Annotated in this window: 18 protein-coding genes; 11 read left to right on the forward strand and 7 right to left on the reverse strand. The window is 37.5% G+C overall.

What is annotated here, in order from left to right; all coding sequences use genetic code 11:
* The first annotated feature begins 213 nt into the window (after positions 1-213).
* On the forward strand, positions 214-987 hold the full coding sequence (locus JL102_RS10075) for an enoyl-CoA hydratase-related protein (RefSeq protein ID WP_202244274.1): 774 nt from the start codon (positions 214-216) through the stop codon (positions 985-987).
* 55 nt (positions 988-1,042) lie between these two features.
* Here JL102_RS10075 and JL102_RS10080 read toward each other — a convergent pair whose 3' ends face one another.
* On the reverse strand, positions 1,043-2,077 hold the full coding sequence (locus tag JL102_RS10080) for a DUF6588 family protein (RefSeq protein WP_202244275.1): 1,035 nt from the start codon (positions 2,075-2,077) through the stop codon (positions 1,043-1,045).
* 191 nt (positions 2,078-2,268) lie between these two features.
* Between JL102_RS10080 and JL102_RS10085 the strand changes: the two genes are divergently transcribed.
* From JL102_RS10085 to rsgA, 4 genes are all read left to right on the forward strand, one after another.
* On the forward strand, positions 2,269-2,712 hold the full coding sequence (locus JL102_RS10085; RefSeq protein WP_237390549.1) for a Fur family transcriptional regulator: 444 nt from the start codon (positions 2,269-2,271) through the stop codon (positions 2,710-2,712).
* Positions 2,713-2,746: 34 nt separating this feature from the next.
* A complete protein-coding gene (locus JL102_RS10090; protein WP_202244276.1) occupies positions 2,747-3,376 on the forward strand; it encodes a peroxiredoxin in 630 nt (209 codons plus the stop codon).
* Positions 3,377-3,441: 65 nt separating this feature from the next.
* Positions 3,442-4,680, forward strand: coding sequence for a 3-deoxy-D-manno-octulosonic acid transferase (locus tag JL102_RS10095; protein WP_202244277.1), 1,239 nt, complete (start codon positions 3,442-3,444; stop codon positions 4,678-4,680).
* Positions 4,677-5,594 (forward strand): ribosome small subunit-dependent GTPase A, encoded by a 918-nt coding sequence (gene rsgA, locus JL102_RS10100; RefSeq protein ID WP_202244278.1) that lies wholly within the window; start codon positions 4,677-4,679, stop codon positions 5,592-5,594. The genes JL102_RS10095 and rsgA overlap by 4 nt, the downstream gene beginning before the upstream one ends.
* A 4-nt stretch (positions 5,595-5,598) precedes the next feature.
* Here rsgA and JL102_RS10105 read toward each other — a convergent pair whose 3' ends face one another.
* Positions 5,599-6,453 carry a glycosyltransferase gene (locus tag JL102_RS10105; RefSeq protein WP_202244279.1) on the reverse strand — a complete coding sequence of 285 codons (855 nt, stop codon included), beginning with the start codon at positions 6,451-6,453 and terminating at the stop codon, positions 5,599-5,601.
* A 13-nt stretch (positions 6,454-6,466) separates the two neighbouring features.
* Here JL102_RS10105 and JL102_RS10110 point away from each other — a divergent pair, with 13 nt between their 5' ends.
* The 3 genes from JL102_RS10110 to JL102_RS10120 all read left to right on the forward strand — a co-directional run bounded on the left by JL102_RS10110 (position 6,467) and on the right by JL102_RS10120 (position 9,948).
* Positions 6,467-7,390: a hypothetical protein gene (locus JL102_RS10110; protein WP_202244280.1), complete on the forward strand. Its 924-nt coding sequence runs from the start codon at positions 6,467-6,469 to the stop codon at positions 7,388-7,390.
* Positions 7,391-7,394: 4 nt separating this feature from the next.
* Complete coding sequence (locus JL102_RS10115) at positions 7,395-8,663, forward strand: oligosaccharide flippase family protein (protein ID WP_202244281.1); 1,269 nt, start codon at positions 7,395-7,397, stop codon at positions 8,661-8,663.
* Positions 8,664-8,757: 94 nt separating this feature from the next.
* On the forward strand, positions 8,758-9,948 hold the full coding sequence (locus JL102_RS10120) for a glycosyltransferase family 4 protein (RefSeq protein WP_202244282.1): 1,191 nt from the start codon (positions 8,758-8,760) through the stop codon (positions 9,946-9,948).
* Here the strand turns inward: JL102_RS10120 and JL102_RS10125 are convergent.
* Genes JL102_RS10125 through JL102_RS10140 form a run of 4 tightly spaced genes read right to left on the reverse strand, consistent with a single transcriptional unit; the run spans position 9,932 to position 12,281 of the window.
* Entirely contained in the window at positions 9,932-10,864 is a 933-nt protein-coding gene (locus tag JL102_RS10125) for a hypothetical protein (protein ID WP_202244283.1), read from the reverse strand. The genes JL102_RS10120 and JL102_RS10125 overlap by 17 nt on opposite strands.
* Positions 10,861-11,247: a sugar 3,4-ketoisomerase gene (locus tag JL102_RS10130; RefSeq protein WP_202244284.1), complete on the reverse strand. Its 387-nt coding sequence runs from the start codon at positions 11,245-11,247 to the stop codon at positions 10,861-10,863. Before JL102_RS10130 ends, JL102_RS10125 begins: the two co-directional genes overlap by 4 nt.
* A 5-nt stretch (positions 11,248-11,252) precedes the next feature.
* Positions 11,253-11,732, reverse strand: coding sequence for an Mpo1 family 2-hydroxy fatty acid dioxygenase (locus JL102_RS10135; RefSeq protein ID WP_202244285.1), 480 nt, complete (start codon positions 11,730-11,732; stop codon positions 11,253-11,255).
* 39 nt (positions 11,733-11,771) lie between these two features.
* Positions 11,772-12,281 (reverse strand): DUF4442 domain-containing protein, encoded by a 510-nt coding sequence (locus JL102_RS10140; RefSeq protein WP_202244286.1) that lies wholly within the window; start codon positions 12,279-12,281, stop codon positions 11,772-11,774.
* A 21-nt stretch (positions 12,282-12,302) separates the two neighbouring features.
* On the opposite strand from JL102_RS10140, the gene JL102_RS10145 reads away from it, so the two are divergent.
* The 3 genes from JL102_RS10145 to JL102_RS10155 are packed head-to-tail and all read left to right on the forward strand — an operon-like array spanning position 12,303 to position 15,581.
* Positions 12,303-13,496 carry an NAD(P)/FAD-dependent oxidoreductase gene (locus tag JL102_RS10145; RefSeq protein WP_237390550.1) on the forward strand — a complete coding sequence of 398 codons (1,194 nt, stop codon included), beginning with the start codon at positions 12,303-12,305 and terminating at the stop codon, positions 13,494-13,496.
* 41 nt (positions 13,497-13,537) lie between these two features.
* Positions 13,538-14,995, forward strand: coding sequence for a Na+/H+ antiporter NhaC (gene nhaC / locus JL102_RS10150; RefSeq protein ID WP_202244287.1), 1,458 nt, complete (start codon positions 13,538-13,540; stop codon positions 14,993-14,995).
* Complete coding sequence (locus JL102_RS10155) at positions 14,943-15,581, forward strand: 3'-5' exonuclease (RefSeq protein ID WP_202244288.1); 639 nt, start codon at positions 14,943-14,945, stop codon at positions 15,579-15,581. The genes nhaC and JL102_RS10155 overlap by 53 nt, the downstream gene beginning before the upstream one ends.
* 20 nt (positions 15,582-15,601) lie before the next feature.
* Here the strand turns inward: JL102_RS10155 and JL102_RS10160 are convergent, their stop codons facing one another.
* A complete protein-coding gene (locus JL102_RS10160; RefSeq protein WP_202244289.1) occupies positions 15,602-16,771 on the reverse strand; it encodes an alpha/beta hydrolase fold domain-containing protein in 1,170 nt (389 codons plus the stop codon).
* Positions 16,772-16,803: the final 32 nt, after the last annotated feature.

The raw sequence follows: 16,803 nt of genomic DNA on the forward strand, positions 1-16,803 counted from the left end.
GCATTAGTTAATACAAATAAAGGCCATAATACCCATTTTGTCACATTAAAGATTATTAATCAACAAAAGATTTGGCAAACGGTTACTTATCTCTTCTTTGTAATATTAAACGGTACATAGCACTTTTTTTACTCACCTGTTTAGTATGGTTAGTTGAAGCCGCCTTTGAAAAAAGGCGGCTTTTCATTTTATTGAGGATAAAATCCTTATGTAATGAAATATATACAACTTACTGAACAATACCGTCCCTATGTATCTCTGATACAAATCAACCGACCTAAAGAGCTAAATGCCTTAAATACGGAGCTAATGCAAGAGCTGAGCCAAACGCTTAACTCGCTTGATGCAAATACCCATGTAAGGGCCATTATTATAACTGGTAATGAAAAAGCTTTTGCAGCCGGTGCTGACATCAAACAAATGGCTGATAAAAGTACCATAGATATGTTAGCGATAGACCAATTTAAAACTTGGGATATCATAAAAAAAACAAAAAAGCCTCTTATTGCTGCGGTGTCAGGTTTTGCTCTAGGTGGTGGCTGCGAACTGGCCATGACCTGTGACATGATTGTCGCTTCTGAAACTGCCAAGTTTGGGCAACCGGAAATAAAAATAGGAATAATGCCCGGTGCAGGTGGCACCCAAAGACTTACCAAAGCCATAGGAAAAGCCAGAGCTATGGAAATGGTACTCACCGGAAGTTTCATCTCTGGTGATGAAGCATTAAAATATGGTTTAATAAATAAGGTAGTACCGGTAGAAATATATTTGCAGGAGGCTGTTAACCTGGCTGAAAGCATAGCTTCTATGTCTCCAATAGCAGCTCAGCTCGCCAAAGAAGCCGTTAATAGAGCCTTTGAAACCCACTTAGACGAAGGGCTACATTTCGAAAGGAAAAACTTTTATTTGACATTTTCTTCCGAAGATCAGAAAGAGGGTATGCAAGCTTTTATAGAAAAGAGAAAACCAGATTATAAAGGCCAATAAAGAAGGGCTGTCTTCAAAAAAGACAGCCCTTTATCATATTTTGACTCAAAAAAAATTATCTCACAGCAAAACCAAAACCCACACTAAGCACATCATATTGCTGCACGGTGTAGTCGGCATGAAGGGTAACTATTGCTAATTTAAGTCTGAAACCAGCATTCAACTTCACGCCTCCTTCTTTAAACGATAAGTCTATAGGATTACTGACTGACTCAGAATTTCCAAAATCATCTCTCACCACATAATCTCCCTTGAGTTTAATTTTAGACCTAACTCTATTAAAACCCACTCCTCCATAAACAGTAAGGACAGAGATTTTTTTAGAGATAGTGGCCTGTCCTGTCAAGGTGTTTACATCTAACTGTCCTAGTCCATTATTGGTATAAACTCCACCTCCGGTCGTATTCACCTCTTCATCAAAAGGAATATCAAAACTCACACTTGTATACCCTACAAATGCAGACAGATCAAAAGGCAGATTTTTAATACCTGGTATATGCTGTTTAATATCATGCATTACTCCAAAACCAATGAGTTTAAAGCTCCCATCTTCTACATCTACTTCAGGGGTCCATCTAATTTTTATATCAGTATTTTTAATAATACCTATACCCAGCTGAGCCATAGGTACCGGCACTACACTCATAGGCATATCGTTTTTAATATCTATTACACTAGCAGGTCCATCAAATTCACCTGAAAACGTTCTCCCTTCATGAGTATAACTATACGCATATCTTGGCTCTTCATCTCTACCAAACATAGTAGGGGCTGCATCAGGAGACAATAAGGTAAGAGAGGAATTTTGACCAACTCGGGAAGGGTTATAGCTTAAATCTTTGTCTGGAACGAAAGCCCCGTTCACTGTAACTGTCAGGTCAAAACCTAAAGTTTTATGAGCTTTAGCTGTATTGAGCCAGCCGCTTCCTAAGCCTGTACCAAAGCCTTTCATAAATGGCTGCACGTACCCCTCCGCCAATGCATTAGCATTTTCAGTTCCGGCTTGTATCAAATTACTTAAATCGTCTTGTGCCGATGCCAAAAGAGGCATAAATACACTTAAAAGAATTATAATGTATACTTTTCTCATTGTATAAAGATGCTATTTATTTTGCTTAAAAAAATCAAAATTCGCAGATAATGCGCTGTATATCTTGATATTAATAGCACGGAAGTGGTAACCGAAAATAATCTCCGCCACTTTGCTATTTGGAAAGCTTTTGCCTAGCTTTGTAACATATTTTCCTAAATAGGAATAATTCTTATTTAAGAACAGTTGTTTTGAATAAATACGCAGACATACAAGCAAAAATCAGTGACTCAGGTTTGAAAGTAACTCACCAGAGAACGGTGATACTTGAAGCCGTACATAATATGAACAGCCACCCGAGTGTGGAGCAAATTTATGATTATGTCAAGGAGTCATGCCCAAGCATTTCATTGGGTACAGTATATAAAACTGCCGAAACATTTGTAGAAAAAGGTCTGATAGCCAAGGTATCTACACATGAGGGGCATATGCGTTATGACCCTAAGCTCGATAACCATGGCCACATTTATTGTACGAACACAGCTGAAATTGTTGATTATTATGACGAAGAACTCAATGAAGTAATCATTAACTTCTTTAAAAAGAAAAAAGTCAGCAATCTTAAAATTAAGAATATCACCCTCCAGATTAATGGAGATAAGATAGATCCTGATAAGGAAATAAGTATTAAATAAATTTTGAAATAACATAAAATTAAACGTCAACATTATGTCATTAGTAGGAAAAAAAGCTCCTGTATTTGATGCTCCAGCAGTTATTAACGGTGAAGAAATTGTAGAATCATTCTCACTAGCTGATTACATTGGTAAAAAAGAAGTAATGTTCTTCTTCTACCCAAAAGATTTCACATTCGTATGCCCTACTGAAATTCTTGCTTTCCAAAGCAAATTAGAAGAGTTTGAAAAAAGAGGTGTGCAAGTAGTAGGATGCTCTTGTGATACTGAAGAAACTCACTTAGCATGGTTACTTACTCCTAAAAACAACGGAGGTATAGAAGGAGTAACTTACCCTCTAGTAGCTGATTCTTCTAAAACTGTAGCTAACAACTTTGGCGTACTAGCTGGAGATTGGAGCTATACAGAAGAAGGTGATTTAATATTTGATGGTGCCCCTGTAGCATTTAGAGGTACTTTCTTCATTGACAAAGAAGGAGTGGTAAGACACGAAACTATCAATGATCTACCATTAGGAAGAAACATTGACGAAATGATTAGAGTAGTAGATGCATGGCACCATGTACAAGAGCACGGTGAAGTATGCCCTGCTAACTGGGAAGAAGGAAAAGACGCAATGCAAGCTACCAGAGAAGGTGTATCTAACTACCTTTCTGCAAACTAATCGTAGTTTTCAATAAAAAAACAAAAAGCTCACTGCATTGCGGTGGGCTTTTTTAATTTTGCGTCATGGGCAAGATAAGCTATCGATTATTTATATTTTTTTACAGAGTATTTATCTCTTTTGCAGCACTTTTTAATAAAAAAGCCAAGTTATTCTCCCAAGGCAGAAAAAACCTTTTCCAAGAACTGTCTGACGACTTTAAAGCGCACTCTGGAGAACTTGCTTGGTTTCACTGTGCTTCTTTAGGAGAATTTGAACAAGGAAGACCTGTAATAGAAGCTTTCAAACAAGAGTTCCCCCACTTCAAAATTCTTCTTACCTTCTTTTCTCCTTCTGGTTATGAGGTAAGAAAGGATTACGCCCTGGCCGATTATGTATATTACCTCCCCTTAGACACACCCAAAAATGCCCGCAATCTGATCAATATCACAAAGCCCTCCATCGCTATATTTGTGAAATATGAATATTGGTACTTTTACCTAAAAGCTCTTAAAAAAAATAACATTCCTATTTTATCCGTCTCGTCTATCTTCAGAAAAGATCAGATTTACTTCAAAAAGCATGGCAGTTTCTACAGGCACATACTAAAACAAGTCTCTCATTTTTTTGTACAAGACTATCCATCAAAAGAACTTTTAAACAAAATTTCCTTCTCTAACGTCACCGTCTCAGGAGACACCCGCTTCGACAGGGTAGTAAGTATTGTAAACAACAAAAAAGAGATACCGAATATCAAAGAATTTAAGGACAAGGATCAACTTATGGTAATAGGCAGCTGCTGGCCAGAAGACTTTGAAGTACTAGTTTCATTTATTAATGAATTTCCTATAAAGTTTATAATAGCTCCCCACGAAATAGAAGAAAAATTTATGCAGCGAATAGAGAAGGACGCTATTAAAAAGGTGATACGCTTTTCAAAGCTAACCCAAGCCACCGCAAAGGAACACGACATTTTAATCATCGACAATGTAGGGATGCTTTCCAAGCTATATGCTTATGCTGATTACGCCTATATAGGTGGCGCATTTGGCGCAGGCTTACATAATATTTTAGAGGCCGCCACTTTTGGTCTTCCGATTTTCTTTGGAAATAAAAATTACACTAAATTCAAAGAAGCTGTAGATTTGATCAACCTAGGTGGGGCTGTAGCTATAGCAGATAACAACCAGCTTAGATTTCAGTTTCATCAATTTATGGACGAAAGAACGTATAACATTGGAAGTCAGGTCAATAGAGACTATGTAATTGATCACAAAGGAGCTACAGATAAAATCATTAATCACTGCAAAGAAATATTATCATGACAGGTGAAGTTTTAAAATCTACTGGCTCATGGTATGATGTACTAGCTGAAGATCATAAAATTTATCAAGCTCGAACCAGAGGCAAACTCAGACTTAAAGGATTTAAAACCACCAACCCTATAGCTGTAGGCGACAAGGTAAGTATAAGTCTTGAAAATGACACCGAGGCTGTAATTACTGAGATATTACCACGAGAAAATTATATCATCAGAAAGTCTGTAAAGCAAAAAAGCCACGGACATATCCTAGCTGCCAATCTAGATCAGGCTATACTGATAGTTACACTTACCTACCCTCGAACTTCACTAGGATTTATAGATCGGTTTTTAGTATCCGCTGAATCTTTCAGAATCCCTCAAGTCATTTTGTTCAACAAAATTGACATCCTAGATAAGGAAGGTATGGACATGATTGAGGAGATCATTGAAATATATGAGAAAATAGGAGTAACATGCCTGAAAGTGTCAGCACTAAAAGAAGAAGGTATTAATAGTGTGCTTGAACTGCTTGAGGGCAAAAAAAGCCTTTTATCGGGTCATAGTGGTGTAGGGAAATCTACTCTGCTCAACAAAATAGCTCCTGGAATAGAGCAAAAAACCGGAGCGATATCAGACTTTGCCCAAAAGGGGGTACATACCACTACTTTTGCAGAGATGTTTGAAATATCTTCTTCCACCTTCGTTATTGATACTCCAGGAATAAAAGAGTTAGGGATTATTGACATTGAAACCGAAGAGCTTTCTGACTATTTCCCTGAAATGAGAGCATTACAATCAGAATGCAAATTTCACAATTGCACCCACTTGCACGAACCCAAATGCGCCGTACAGAATGCCGTGGACAATGGTGAAATTGCAGAAAGTCGATACATCAGCTACGTAAGTATTATTGAAGGAGATGACAACCGGCGTTAAACTCTCACTTTAATAGTTTTATGTACTTGTAAACTAATTTAAAATCCAAATATCGTAGAGCCATTCTCATTTCGTAATACAAACGACCTTTAAAGGCCTTTTCTTCAGACTTGCCCCTTAGCAAAGCTTTTGCCTTTTTCATTACCTTAAAAGTAGTTTGCAAATGAGGACTTCTGACTTTAAACTGCATAGCTCTTTTTGAGCCTTCAACTAGTCTTCTTTTCACTAGAACCTCATCAGTAAATACATATTTAAAAACTCGTGATGACCTGATCCACAAATCAAAATCTTCATAAGAAAGGTCTTCATCATAGCCATTTAAATATTCAACCAGCGCCCTGGTGTACATCATGGTAGGTGGACATATAAAGTAACGAGACACCAATTCTTTAAAAACATCTCCCGAAGGAATTGATATCAAAGATTTACCCTCGCTGCCTATGGGATAATGATGCTTTATAAAAGTACCACCCTCATCTATGACCTCCGCGTTAGTAAAATTAAGGCCATACTCCTCCCCTAACCTTTTTAAAGCAGCTACCCCCTGCTCCACTCGTTTAGGAAGAAGCACATCATCAGCAGCTAAGTCTATAACAAAATCTCCTGAGCTAAGTGCATAAGCCCGATTAAATGCCTTACAATTGCCAATGTTTTGTTTCAGCGACATAAACCTGACATCAGGATAAGCTTTCAACAAATCAGCGATAATCTCACCACTATTATCAGTACTGGCATCATCCACTACAATTATTTCTATATTTTTATATGTTTGCTGAAAAACAGACAAGAGCGCTTCTTTCACAAAGCGCTCATGATTATAACATAGACATATAATAGATACCAGGGGCTGATCTGACATATAAAGAAATCAATTGCTAAAACACCTTAAACATACACAAATAGATCAAAAAAAATGGGATAAATGCCTTTTAGGGTCTGCCGATGCTGTGGTGTATTGCCAATCTTGGTTTCTAAACATTATACATCCGGGATGGGAGGCTTTGGTTATTGAAAAGCAGGAATCATACACGTTTATCATGCCGCTGCTTCACGACAAAAAGTATGGCCTTTCAATTCACCCAAAGCCGGTTTTAGCCCAGCGCCTAGGTATGTTTGGATTGGTAAACAGCGAGCTAACTAAAGAGATTAAGAAACAAATTGAAAAACTCTTTGCCTCATTTATTTACCCTTTAAGTCAGCATTACTCTAATGACTTTTGCCAAGAAGAAAAAATCAACCATATATTGCCGCTATCAGCAGACTACACCAACTTACAGCTACAATATCGCCGTGATAGAAAGACCCGACTAAAACAGGCTAAAAATGCGCATATAGAGATTGTTGAAGCACACAATGCTAACGAAATGATCTCCCTACTTAAAGAAGAAGTTTCTCCAAAGATCAGTGGTGGCGTATCATCTTCGTCATTTAGCAAAATTCATGATATTATAACAGAGAGCCTTAACAATAAATCAGGGTTTTTAGTGAAGGCGATTCATGACAATCAACTAATTTCAATTGCCTTTTTTATCACATACAAAAACAGAATAACTTACCTATTTAGCGCTAACACTAAACTTGGCCGTAGCCTACAGGCCAACACTTTAATTTTAGATACGATAATAAAACAATATGCCGGAAGCCATTACATATTAGACTTTGAAGGCTCACACATATCCGGTATAGCCGATTTCTTCAAGGGCTTTGGTGCAGAAGAAGAAAAATATTTTCATATTAAATATGAATCTCCATCTATAAAAGTCCTCAAAAAAATAAAATCTATCATCAGAAGATAAAGCCTTGAAAAAAATACACATCATATCAATATTTCAAGGATATTTTAAAGAAGTCAGTATACTTACCTTCGGAAATATTATTTCTTTACTGATTACTCTGGTGGGCTATCCTATCATCACCAGGCTTTACTCTGATACTATTTTTGGAGAATTTGCTGTATTCCAAAGCTTTTTGATAATACTGATCTCAATGGGCACCTTACAATATGACAAAGCCATAGTATTAATAAAAAAAATAAGCAACTTACATATTTTCATACAAGCACTTTTCATCCTTCTTGTGAGTTTTGCTGCATCATTAAGCCTTGTCATTTACACTGAAATCCCGAAAAATCTTCATATCCCTCTCAATAAAAGCCTCTTTTGGTGGCTTTTAATTGCAGTAATACTAGGAGCCAGTAATCAAATAGGGCAATGGTACTATTTGAGAACCAACCAGCTCAAACTTTTATCTGTAGTGAAAGTAGTAGACCGACTTTTTTTTCAGGGAGCAGCTATTCTATTTGCCTATTTTCAATGGGGATACAATCATTTGGTGTTAGCAGCCATTACGGGGCAAGCTACTATTTTCACCATAGCTATAACCAAATTAAGATTTATTTTCTCTAAAATCCATTTCACTGAAGCAGCTATTTTATTAAGAAAATACAAATCCTTCCCCTACTACTCTTTCCCGAGTGGTTTAGTTGAACGTATATCAAGCCAAGCTCCCATACTGTTATTACCTATTTTAACTTCGGAAGCCTTAACAGGACAATTTTCCTTGGCATACAGAATACTCAGCCTGCCAGAAGCTATCATCGGCGCAGGTATTGGTCAGATTTTCTACAAAAAAATCGGGAACCTTATACATCACCAACAAGCCCTTACGCCCGAGCTACTCCGCTGCTGGAAACTCTTGCTAACCATTGGTGCTCCCGTCTTTCTCACCCTACTACTTTGGGGTGACGATATCTTTAGCCTTGTATTTAGCGAAAGCTGGCAACAATCAGGTGAGATAGTGCAAATGCTAAGCATAATGCTCTTATTCATGTTTGTAAGCACCCCTACTAGTAGCACCTTTGCTGCTATGAACAAGCAATATTATGGTCTTATATTTTCATTAATTTCTCTCACCAGTAGATTTCTTTCCTTATATCTAGGCATTCGACACGGTGGTTTTTATTTCGGCCTGACATCATTAGTATGCGCTGAAATTCTAAGCATAATATTGTATAATACCATCCTTCTTAAAGAAGTTAAAAAATGGGACTCAAAAATCGGCAACTTATGATTTCATCAGTCAACTTCGAATTTAAGCTACTACTTAAACCTTCGTTGCTTATAATGCCTATATTTTCAAATCAAGAACACATATTTTCTAATTCATGAATGTATTTGTAATTCCCTCGTGGTACCCTTCCGAGGGCAATTGGCTTAATGGCATTTTCATAAAAGAACAGACCTTATGGATAGCAGAAGACTATCCCGCCATCAATTTTGGAATAAGCTTATGGGGACAAAATGACGACAAGTTACTCCTACATACAAAAATGCCGTTTAGTGCCATCCAGAAATTAATTCATACTCCTCGCCCATTTACAAATAGCCTTAAAGCAAATGTATGTGAATATTTTCACCCTGCGTATTCATTTCATTATCGGATAAAAGAAGGCAATATAAAAGCCAAAATAAGTTCTTGTTTCCAGAATTTAAAGAAATTCGAAACTACTTACGGCAAAGTGGATCTGATTCATGCTCACGTAAATTACCCGGCCGGTTACATCGCATATGAACTTTCCAAACGGTTAGATATTCCCTATCTCATCACTGAGCACATGTCTCCCTTTCCTCAAAAATACCATCTCAACAAAGAAAAAGAGCTGAGAAACGAGATTGCTGAAGCCATGTTGAATGCCTCTTCATTAATAGCTGTAAGCTCTTATTTGAAAGAAAGAATAAAAGACACATTACCTACTTGCAACCCTATAGTTATTCCAAATTTCATTTGCACACCAAAAAATATTGATGTTAAAAAGAACGAAAACCTAACCTTCTGTTATGCTAATTCAATTGCTCAAAACAAAGGCATTAAAGAACTCCTAGAAGCCTGGAGCTTACTAGAAAATCAGAATTGTCTCCTTAAAATAGCAGGAACCGGTCCGTACTTCAAAGAAGCACAGCAATTCGCTTCTTCATTAACATTTAAAAATTCCATAGAATGGTTAGGTCAGCTTTCGAAAGAAGAAGTTATGCTGCTTATGCAAAAATCTCATTGTCATATTTTAACCAGTTATTCTGAATCATTCGGAGTAGCTTATATAGAAGCTATGGCCGCCGGCATACCAAGTATTGCAGCGCCTTTTGGAGGGCCAAAAGATATTATTAAGAGTAATACAGGAGTCTTCACAAAAGATATTAGAGCTACTGACATTGCAGAAAAAATACAATGGTTTATTGAGAACCGGAGCAGGTTCAATACCGATTCCATTATTTCTGAATTCAAGGAAAAATATTCGGTGGTAGCCGTAGCCCCATCTATTTTAAAACTATACGAGGATGCTATAAACTCAAGGTGAAAATGTTGCGCTTGCCATCTTCCGCACCGCAGTTTCTTTTGAAAGCATAAAGTCCTTCATTCAGCACTCCACTAACTGAAGAAATCCCTAAATCGAGAAAGCGAATTTGCAACTTTTGACAGTAATTATACACACCTTGCAGCACCATGACTATTGGGCTATATGTTCTGTATTTAAAATCATCACCATGGTAAAAGTTATAAAGCACCTGATCACTAACTTTTATACTCACCGCCACAGCTATTAAAGTCTTATCATCAAAGACACCAAACAATAGATATTGATCAGGAAAATTCTTATACATCTTGAGCAAGTCTTCATAGCTCATAGTCATAGGATAGCCTTTTAAGGCTCTATTCTGCTTGATGATATCATAGGCAGACGACAAAAAACTAACCTCTAACTGGCGAAAAGTAAATCCTTTGTTATGACATTTCCTTAACCTCTTCTTTTCATTTTTCTTTAACAAGGCAAAATAATCAGCATGCGTCACTTTAATGTGCTGATTAAGTTCTGACAATGAGAGTTCTATGCCATTTTGAATCAGAACATTTTCCAAATTCAATTCATCAGGATAATAAAAATCAGGAGCATTTTTAATCATAAAACGCTGAACGCCATTCTTCGATCCCCAATCTTGCAGGTAAGTTATTAGAATAGCTATGTTTTCAGAATTTATTTCAGGTCCATCAAAAGAAGCTATCCCTGAGTATCGAGCATTATATGCTTCCGCTCCACTTATATAAAAATGTATAAAGATCACCTCCTGGTTATCTTTCACTAATGAAAACCTGAATAAATTATGGGTATTATAAATAGAAAGATAAGTCTCTGAATTATAGATTAAAGCGGCCTTTGATGTATTTAAAAAAGGGTATTGTTCTACACTAAAGTGCTTATCTATACGGGAACTCATAGGCTACAGAACTTATCCCAATCAGTTTCCAATTTATCCTCTGCATAACTGCAAGAGGTGAGAGCCATCATTATACTCCCTTGCATACAGGTCATATCTATCCAAAACTGTTGAGGAAAGTAAAGAACCTTTCCGGGATCATTAAGCGTAAAATTCCATTCTTCCCCCTGCCTATTCCTCAGCTTCACCTGAGCCTCACCTTGCAAGCACACCAATATCCTATCCGAGTTTAAATGTACGTGTCCTCCTCGCTGAGCGTCTTCTTTCAAGTTATAAATCCAATAAGATCGTTTTACTTGAAAAGGCAATTGACCTTCATCAATTACTGATAATTCACCCCCTTTACCAGCAGATGTTTTTAAATGAATAATATGTGGCTCCAAAAAACTTAATAATCTATTCCTAACCGTTTAAAAATAAAGTGCATAAGCCAGGCTGGCCCAATCATAAGAAACTGTATGTCTTTAAAAAAAGATGGCTTCTTACCTTCCACTTTATGGCCATAAAACTGGCCTATCCATGCAATAATAAATATAATTAACGCCAAGGCCCATACTGGCAAAAAGTTTAATTGTGATAAAGCATAAGATGCGAGTAAACAAACCGCTGAAAAAGCCAGCATACCTAAAGCCAATGGTACTGAAAGAGTTAGATAATAGATAAAGACTATGAGTAAAACTAACGAAGCCCAATTAACCCATGGGCTCTGACTGTTTACCAGACTTTGTAAGGCATCTGAAGGTATAGACCACACTATAGCCACTATACTAAAAAAGATCAAAGGTACACAGACCCAGTGTACTCGCTTATTTGTTGGGTTTTGATGACTTTCACCATACTCCCTCAGTAGTTGATTTATTTTTCGCATGAGGTTTTCTTAATAATTTACAAAATAAACCTCACTTCATTACTTGATTTTAGTTTTCACCTTATCCCAAGACTTCACTTGCCAGTGCACCCTACCTGTAGATATATGGTTATTTTCTAAATCAAAAACCTTAACCTCACACACCACCACTGTAGACTCCGAAGATTGCAGTGGTTCATAAACATTCTTCTCCAACCACTTTTCTCCTATTTGAAAACTGGCCTGAACCTTCATCTTTCCCTGATAATGATAATCCATTTCCAAGGTCTTCAAAATAATTCTATACTTACTTGGATCCAACCTGGAAACCATGAGAAACCCTGTAGTAAACTCAGACAGCGTAGCCAATGCACAAGCATGTATACCTTTTATATGGTTGAAATTTCTCTTCTTAAACGGCAGCTCCGTCTTTATACTGTTTTCATCAATATGCACTACTTTAAACCCATGAGGTTTATTAAAAGGTATCATTCTGCTCAGCCCCTGATTCAAAAGCCATAGGTAAAATGCAGAATCACCTGCCTTTTGCACAATCTTCTTAATATTCATAGCGTCATCTTTAGGATTTAAATGGAAAATATAATTAATATAAATTTCATCTCCATATCTTTGGAAGGACTTAAAAAAGAACTTGTTATGTTTAGTGTCTGGGAAAGACAATCTTTTATTAACTATGATTACATTATCATTGGAAGTGGTATTGTAGGCTTATCCACAGCCATCTCAATAAAAGAAAAAGAACCCAACGCTACCATCGCTATCTTCGAAAGAGGGCTTCTACCTACAGGAGCTAGTACTAAAAACGCTGGATTTGCTTGTTTTGGCAGCCTCACTGAGCTCTTACAAGACATCAAAACTCTTGGTAAAGACAGAACTTATAACCTGGCTGAAGAAAGATACAAAGGACTACTTAAACTAAGAGCCAGACTAGGAGATGAAGCAATAGACTATCAAAATCATGGAGGCTATGAGCTCATCCGCGAGGAAGAGTTGGGCTTCCTTAAGGATATTGATGATGTTAATAGCTTACTTGAACCCATTTTCTCCAGCCAACCTTTTCACATCGATAATAAATTAATAAGCAAGTTTGGGTTTAATGCTTCAACGGTAAAATCCATCATCTACTCTCCCTTTGAAGGGCAAATTGACACTGGAAAAATGATGAAGGCTTTAATAACAAAAGCTAAACAAAAAGGTATCATCATACATACCGGTGCAGAGGTGAAGACTTATTCAGAAACGGAAAACGGAGTAGAAGTGGTAGTAAAAGACAATCTTTACGAGGAAATACACTTCAAAGCACAGAAGTTAGCTATTTGCACCAACGCCTTTACAAAAAAACTACTACCTGAAGCGGAAGTCTCACCGGGCAGAGGGCTAGTACTAATCACGAAACCTATTAACAATCTATCTATCAAAGGCGTTTTCCATATGGATCAGGGTTTTTATTATTTCAGAAACTATGAAGACAGAATTATTCTTGGTGGTGCTAGAAATCTGGACATAGAAATTGAAACCACCATTGAACAAGGTTTTAATAACAAAATAGCAGAGAACCTGACCCATACACTAAAAGAAATCATATTACCTGATTACCAATATGAAATAGACTATTTCTGGTCTGGCATAATGGCTTTTGGAGAGCATAAAGAACCGCTACTTACCCAAGTTTCAGATAGGGTAATTGCGGGCTATAGACTAGGCGGAATGGGTGTAGCTATAGGTACTCAGCTAGGCGAGAAACTGGCTAATATGATGGTTTAACAAAATCTTTTTTTATATTCGATATTTCTAACCCCTAACACATGAACCAAGAGCACAAGGAGCCTTCACTTTTACTTTCTTTTGTACCTATAATTTTTCTGATCATATTACTTGCAGCTAACGTGGCCATCTTTGAAGGAGATGCTTCATTTGGCCCGAACCAAATGGCATTAATATTTGCTGCTGCATTAGGTGGAATACTATCAATAAAACTTAATTATAGCTGGGATGAAGTACTGGACGGGATAGTAAAAAGCATAAGCTCTTCTATGAGTGCCATATTGATCTTGTTAATGATAGGAGCCCTGGCGGGAAGCTGGCTCATAAGCGGAGTAGTGCCCGCTATGATTTATTATGGGTTAGATATATTGAACCCAACCATCTTCCTATTTGCCTCATGTATAGTTAGTGCCGTAGTATCTATAGCCACCGGCAGCTCATGGTCTACTACTGCTACTATAGGTATCGCTTTAATGGGGATAGGTCAGGCTTTAGGCTTAAGTCCTGGAATTATTGCAGGATCTGTAATATCAGGTGCTTATTTCGGGGATAAAATGTCTCCCTTGTCAGACACCACCAACTTAGCTCCAGCTATGGCAGGAACTGATTTATTTACACACATTAAATACATGCTCTTTACTACAGGGCCCACTATAGTCATCACGCTGATCATATTTTTAATCTTAGGATTTACCATAGATACAGACACAGCCATAAACTCAGTAAGCGAAGTGCAGGCAGCCATTGCTTCACAATTTAATATTAACCTTTCATTGTTTATTGTTCCGGCTACCGTTATCTTTTTAATAATAAAAAAAGTACCTGCCCTACCTGCTTTATTAATTGGAACCTTACTAGCCTGTGTTTTTGCATTAATTTTTCAGCCACAAGCTATACAGGCTGTTGCTGAAGTAGATGTTTATAATATTGAGTCAAGCTATAAAGCGCTTATGAAGGCTATGTTTACGGAGATACAAATTACCACAGGTAATGAAATGGTGGACTCACTATTATCATCTAGCGGTATGGAAGGGATACTGCCTACCGTATGGCTCATTATCTGTGCTATGATCTTTGGAGGTGTAATGGAAGGCAACAATATGCTAAAAGTAATAGCTGCTTCCATTATTAAACTAGCTCACTCAACAGGCTCTTTAGTAGCCTCCACTGCAGGTACGTGTATCACTTTCAACCTTACTGCTTCAGACCAATACATAGCCATAGTAGTTCCTGGAAGAATGTTTGCCAGTGAATTTAAAGAAAGAGGTCTTGCCCCTGAAAACTTAAGCCGAACGCTGGAAGATTCAGGCACAGTAACCTCAGTACTCGTTCCATGGAACACATGCGGGGCTTACCAGTCCACCACCCTTGGGGTCGCTACCATCAGCTACCTACCTTATTGTTTTTTTAATCTTTTAAGCCCATTTATGACAATATTGTTTGCTTATGCCAATATCAAAATCAGAAGGATCGACAAGTCAGAGAAAGAAGAAAATTAAGTCTACTTACGCTGAGACCATTAGCGCCGAGGAGATCAACAAGCTCGACTTACAGCGTTATGAGGGGAAAGTGCATATTATTACCACTACGGAAGGTATAAACAAAGCATTTAATAAAATTAACAAGAAGAATGCCGTTGGCTTTGACACTGAAACTAAGCCCGCCTTTAAAAAAGGGGAGTTTAATGATGTGTCGCTTATACAAATAGCTACTGAAAAGGAAGTATTCCTTATTAGGGTAAATATTACAGGGCTTACGCCAGAGATCATTCATTTTCTTGAAAATGAAAACATTAAAAAAATAGGCATAGCTCTAAGGGATGACATTAAAGACCTGCAGAAACTTAAAGATTTTAATCCAGGCGGCTTTTTAGAGCTTAACAAGGTGGTGAAACACATAGGCATAGAAAGTAATGGCTTACGCAAATTAGTAGCCATTATCCTAGGTTTTCGAGTTTCTAAAAGCGCACAAATATCTAACTGGGAAGGTGACACCTTAACGGAGAAACAAATCTATTATGCGGCTACCGATGCTTGGGTCTGTCTTGAAATGTATAATGAATTACTTAAAAAAGGATACTTATAATCTACTAAAACTTAACAGTGCTATTTTTTCATCAATCGGAAGGAATAGCGCTTTTCATTTTTATGATATAAAAAGATCATATACAAACCTTCACTCCACCCTGCGATATTTATTTGAGCACCTGTTTTCACAGCCTGCCTCACAACTACTTTCCCCATTAAGTCTACCACTTCCACTTCATCCAGAAAGTCTCCTTTTACAGTAAAAAAACTACTGGCAGGGTTCGGAAATACGCTATAATGAAGAGAAGCCTCATCCTCTACTCCTGTAAATATAGGGTTCGGATAAGTAGGCGTTTCATAATCATTGCAATCATTATTAAGTGCCTTTTTAAAGTACTCAGCTACTCCCCGCTTTAATTCAGGATCTAAAAAATTATCATGCCCTCCACCCGGATGTTCCGTGTACTCTACTTTTATTCCGAATTTAACTAATTGATCTCGCAAAATCTCACTCTGATGCATGGGTACAGCACAATCAGCATCTCCATGATAAATAGCAAAAGGAGGTTCATCTCCATTTATATAGGCAAGAGGGTTAGCAAAATCTACCCGTTCCGGGCACTCACTAATTGTACACCCCAATAACTTTGACTCAGATGAGTTATGAATATCATGAACCAAAGGCTCATTGCAGCTTTCAGGAAAAAAGCCATCCATTTCAAGAAAATAAGTAGGACCAAAAAAATCAACCACCGCCTGTACCACGCTACTGGCATCATTACTTCCCAGGTGAGCTCCCTCTAGCTCATCATTATTAAACGAAGTGCCTAACAAAGCAGCTAGATGACCCCCTGCTGACACCCCCATAACTCCTAGGTTACAAGTATCAATATGATAATCCTCAGCATGTGTTTTTAAAAATCTAACCGCTGTTTTCACATCATGTATCTGAGCAGGAAAGAGCGTATCTTGTGAATGCCGATAGTTTACACCTACTATGGTAATACCCGCATCTAGCAACTCCTTACAGTAACCCGGGGTAAGTTCTTTTGACCCTGAAGACCACCCACCCCCATGAATAAACATAACCGTTCGATTGGACTCTTGCGCACCTTCCGGTATGTATACATCTAAAAGATGAGCCTCCAGATTATCATTGACATACGCTACATTAGCAAATGTAGGCTCTTGCGAATATGCCACCCGCATGAGGAGCATAAAGAGTAAAACAGTAAAGATATTTCTCATTAATGTGGTTATAAGCTATAGAAAGTAGCGTA

This window comes from Fulvivirga sediminis (assembly GCF_016757215.1).
Lineage (GTDB): Bacteria > Bacteroidota > Bacteroidia > Cytophagales > Cyclobacteriaceae > Fulvivirga > Fulvivirga sediminis.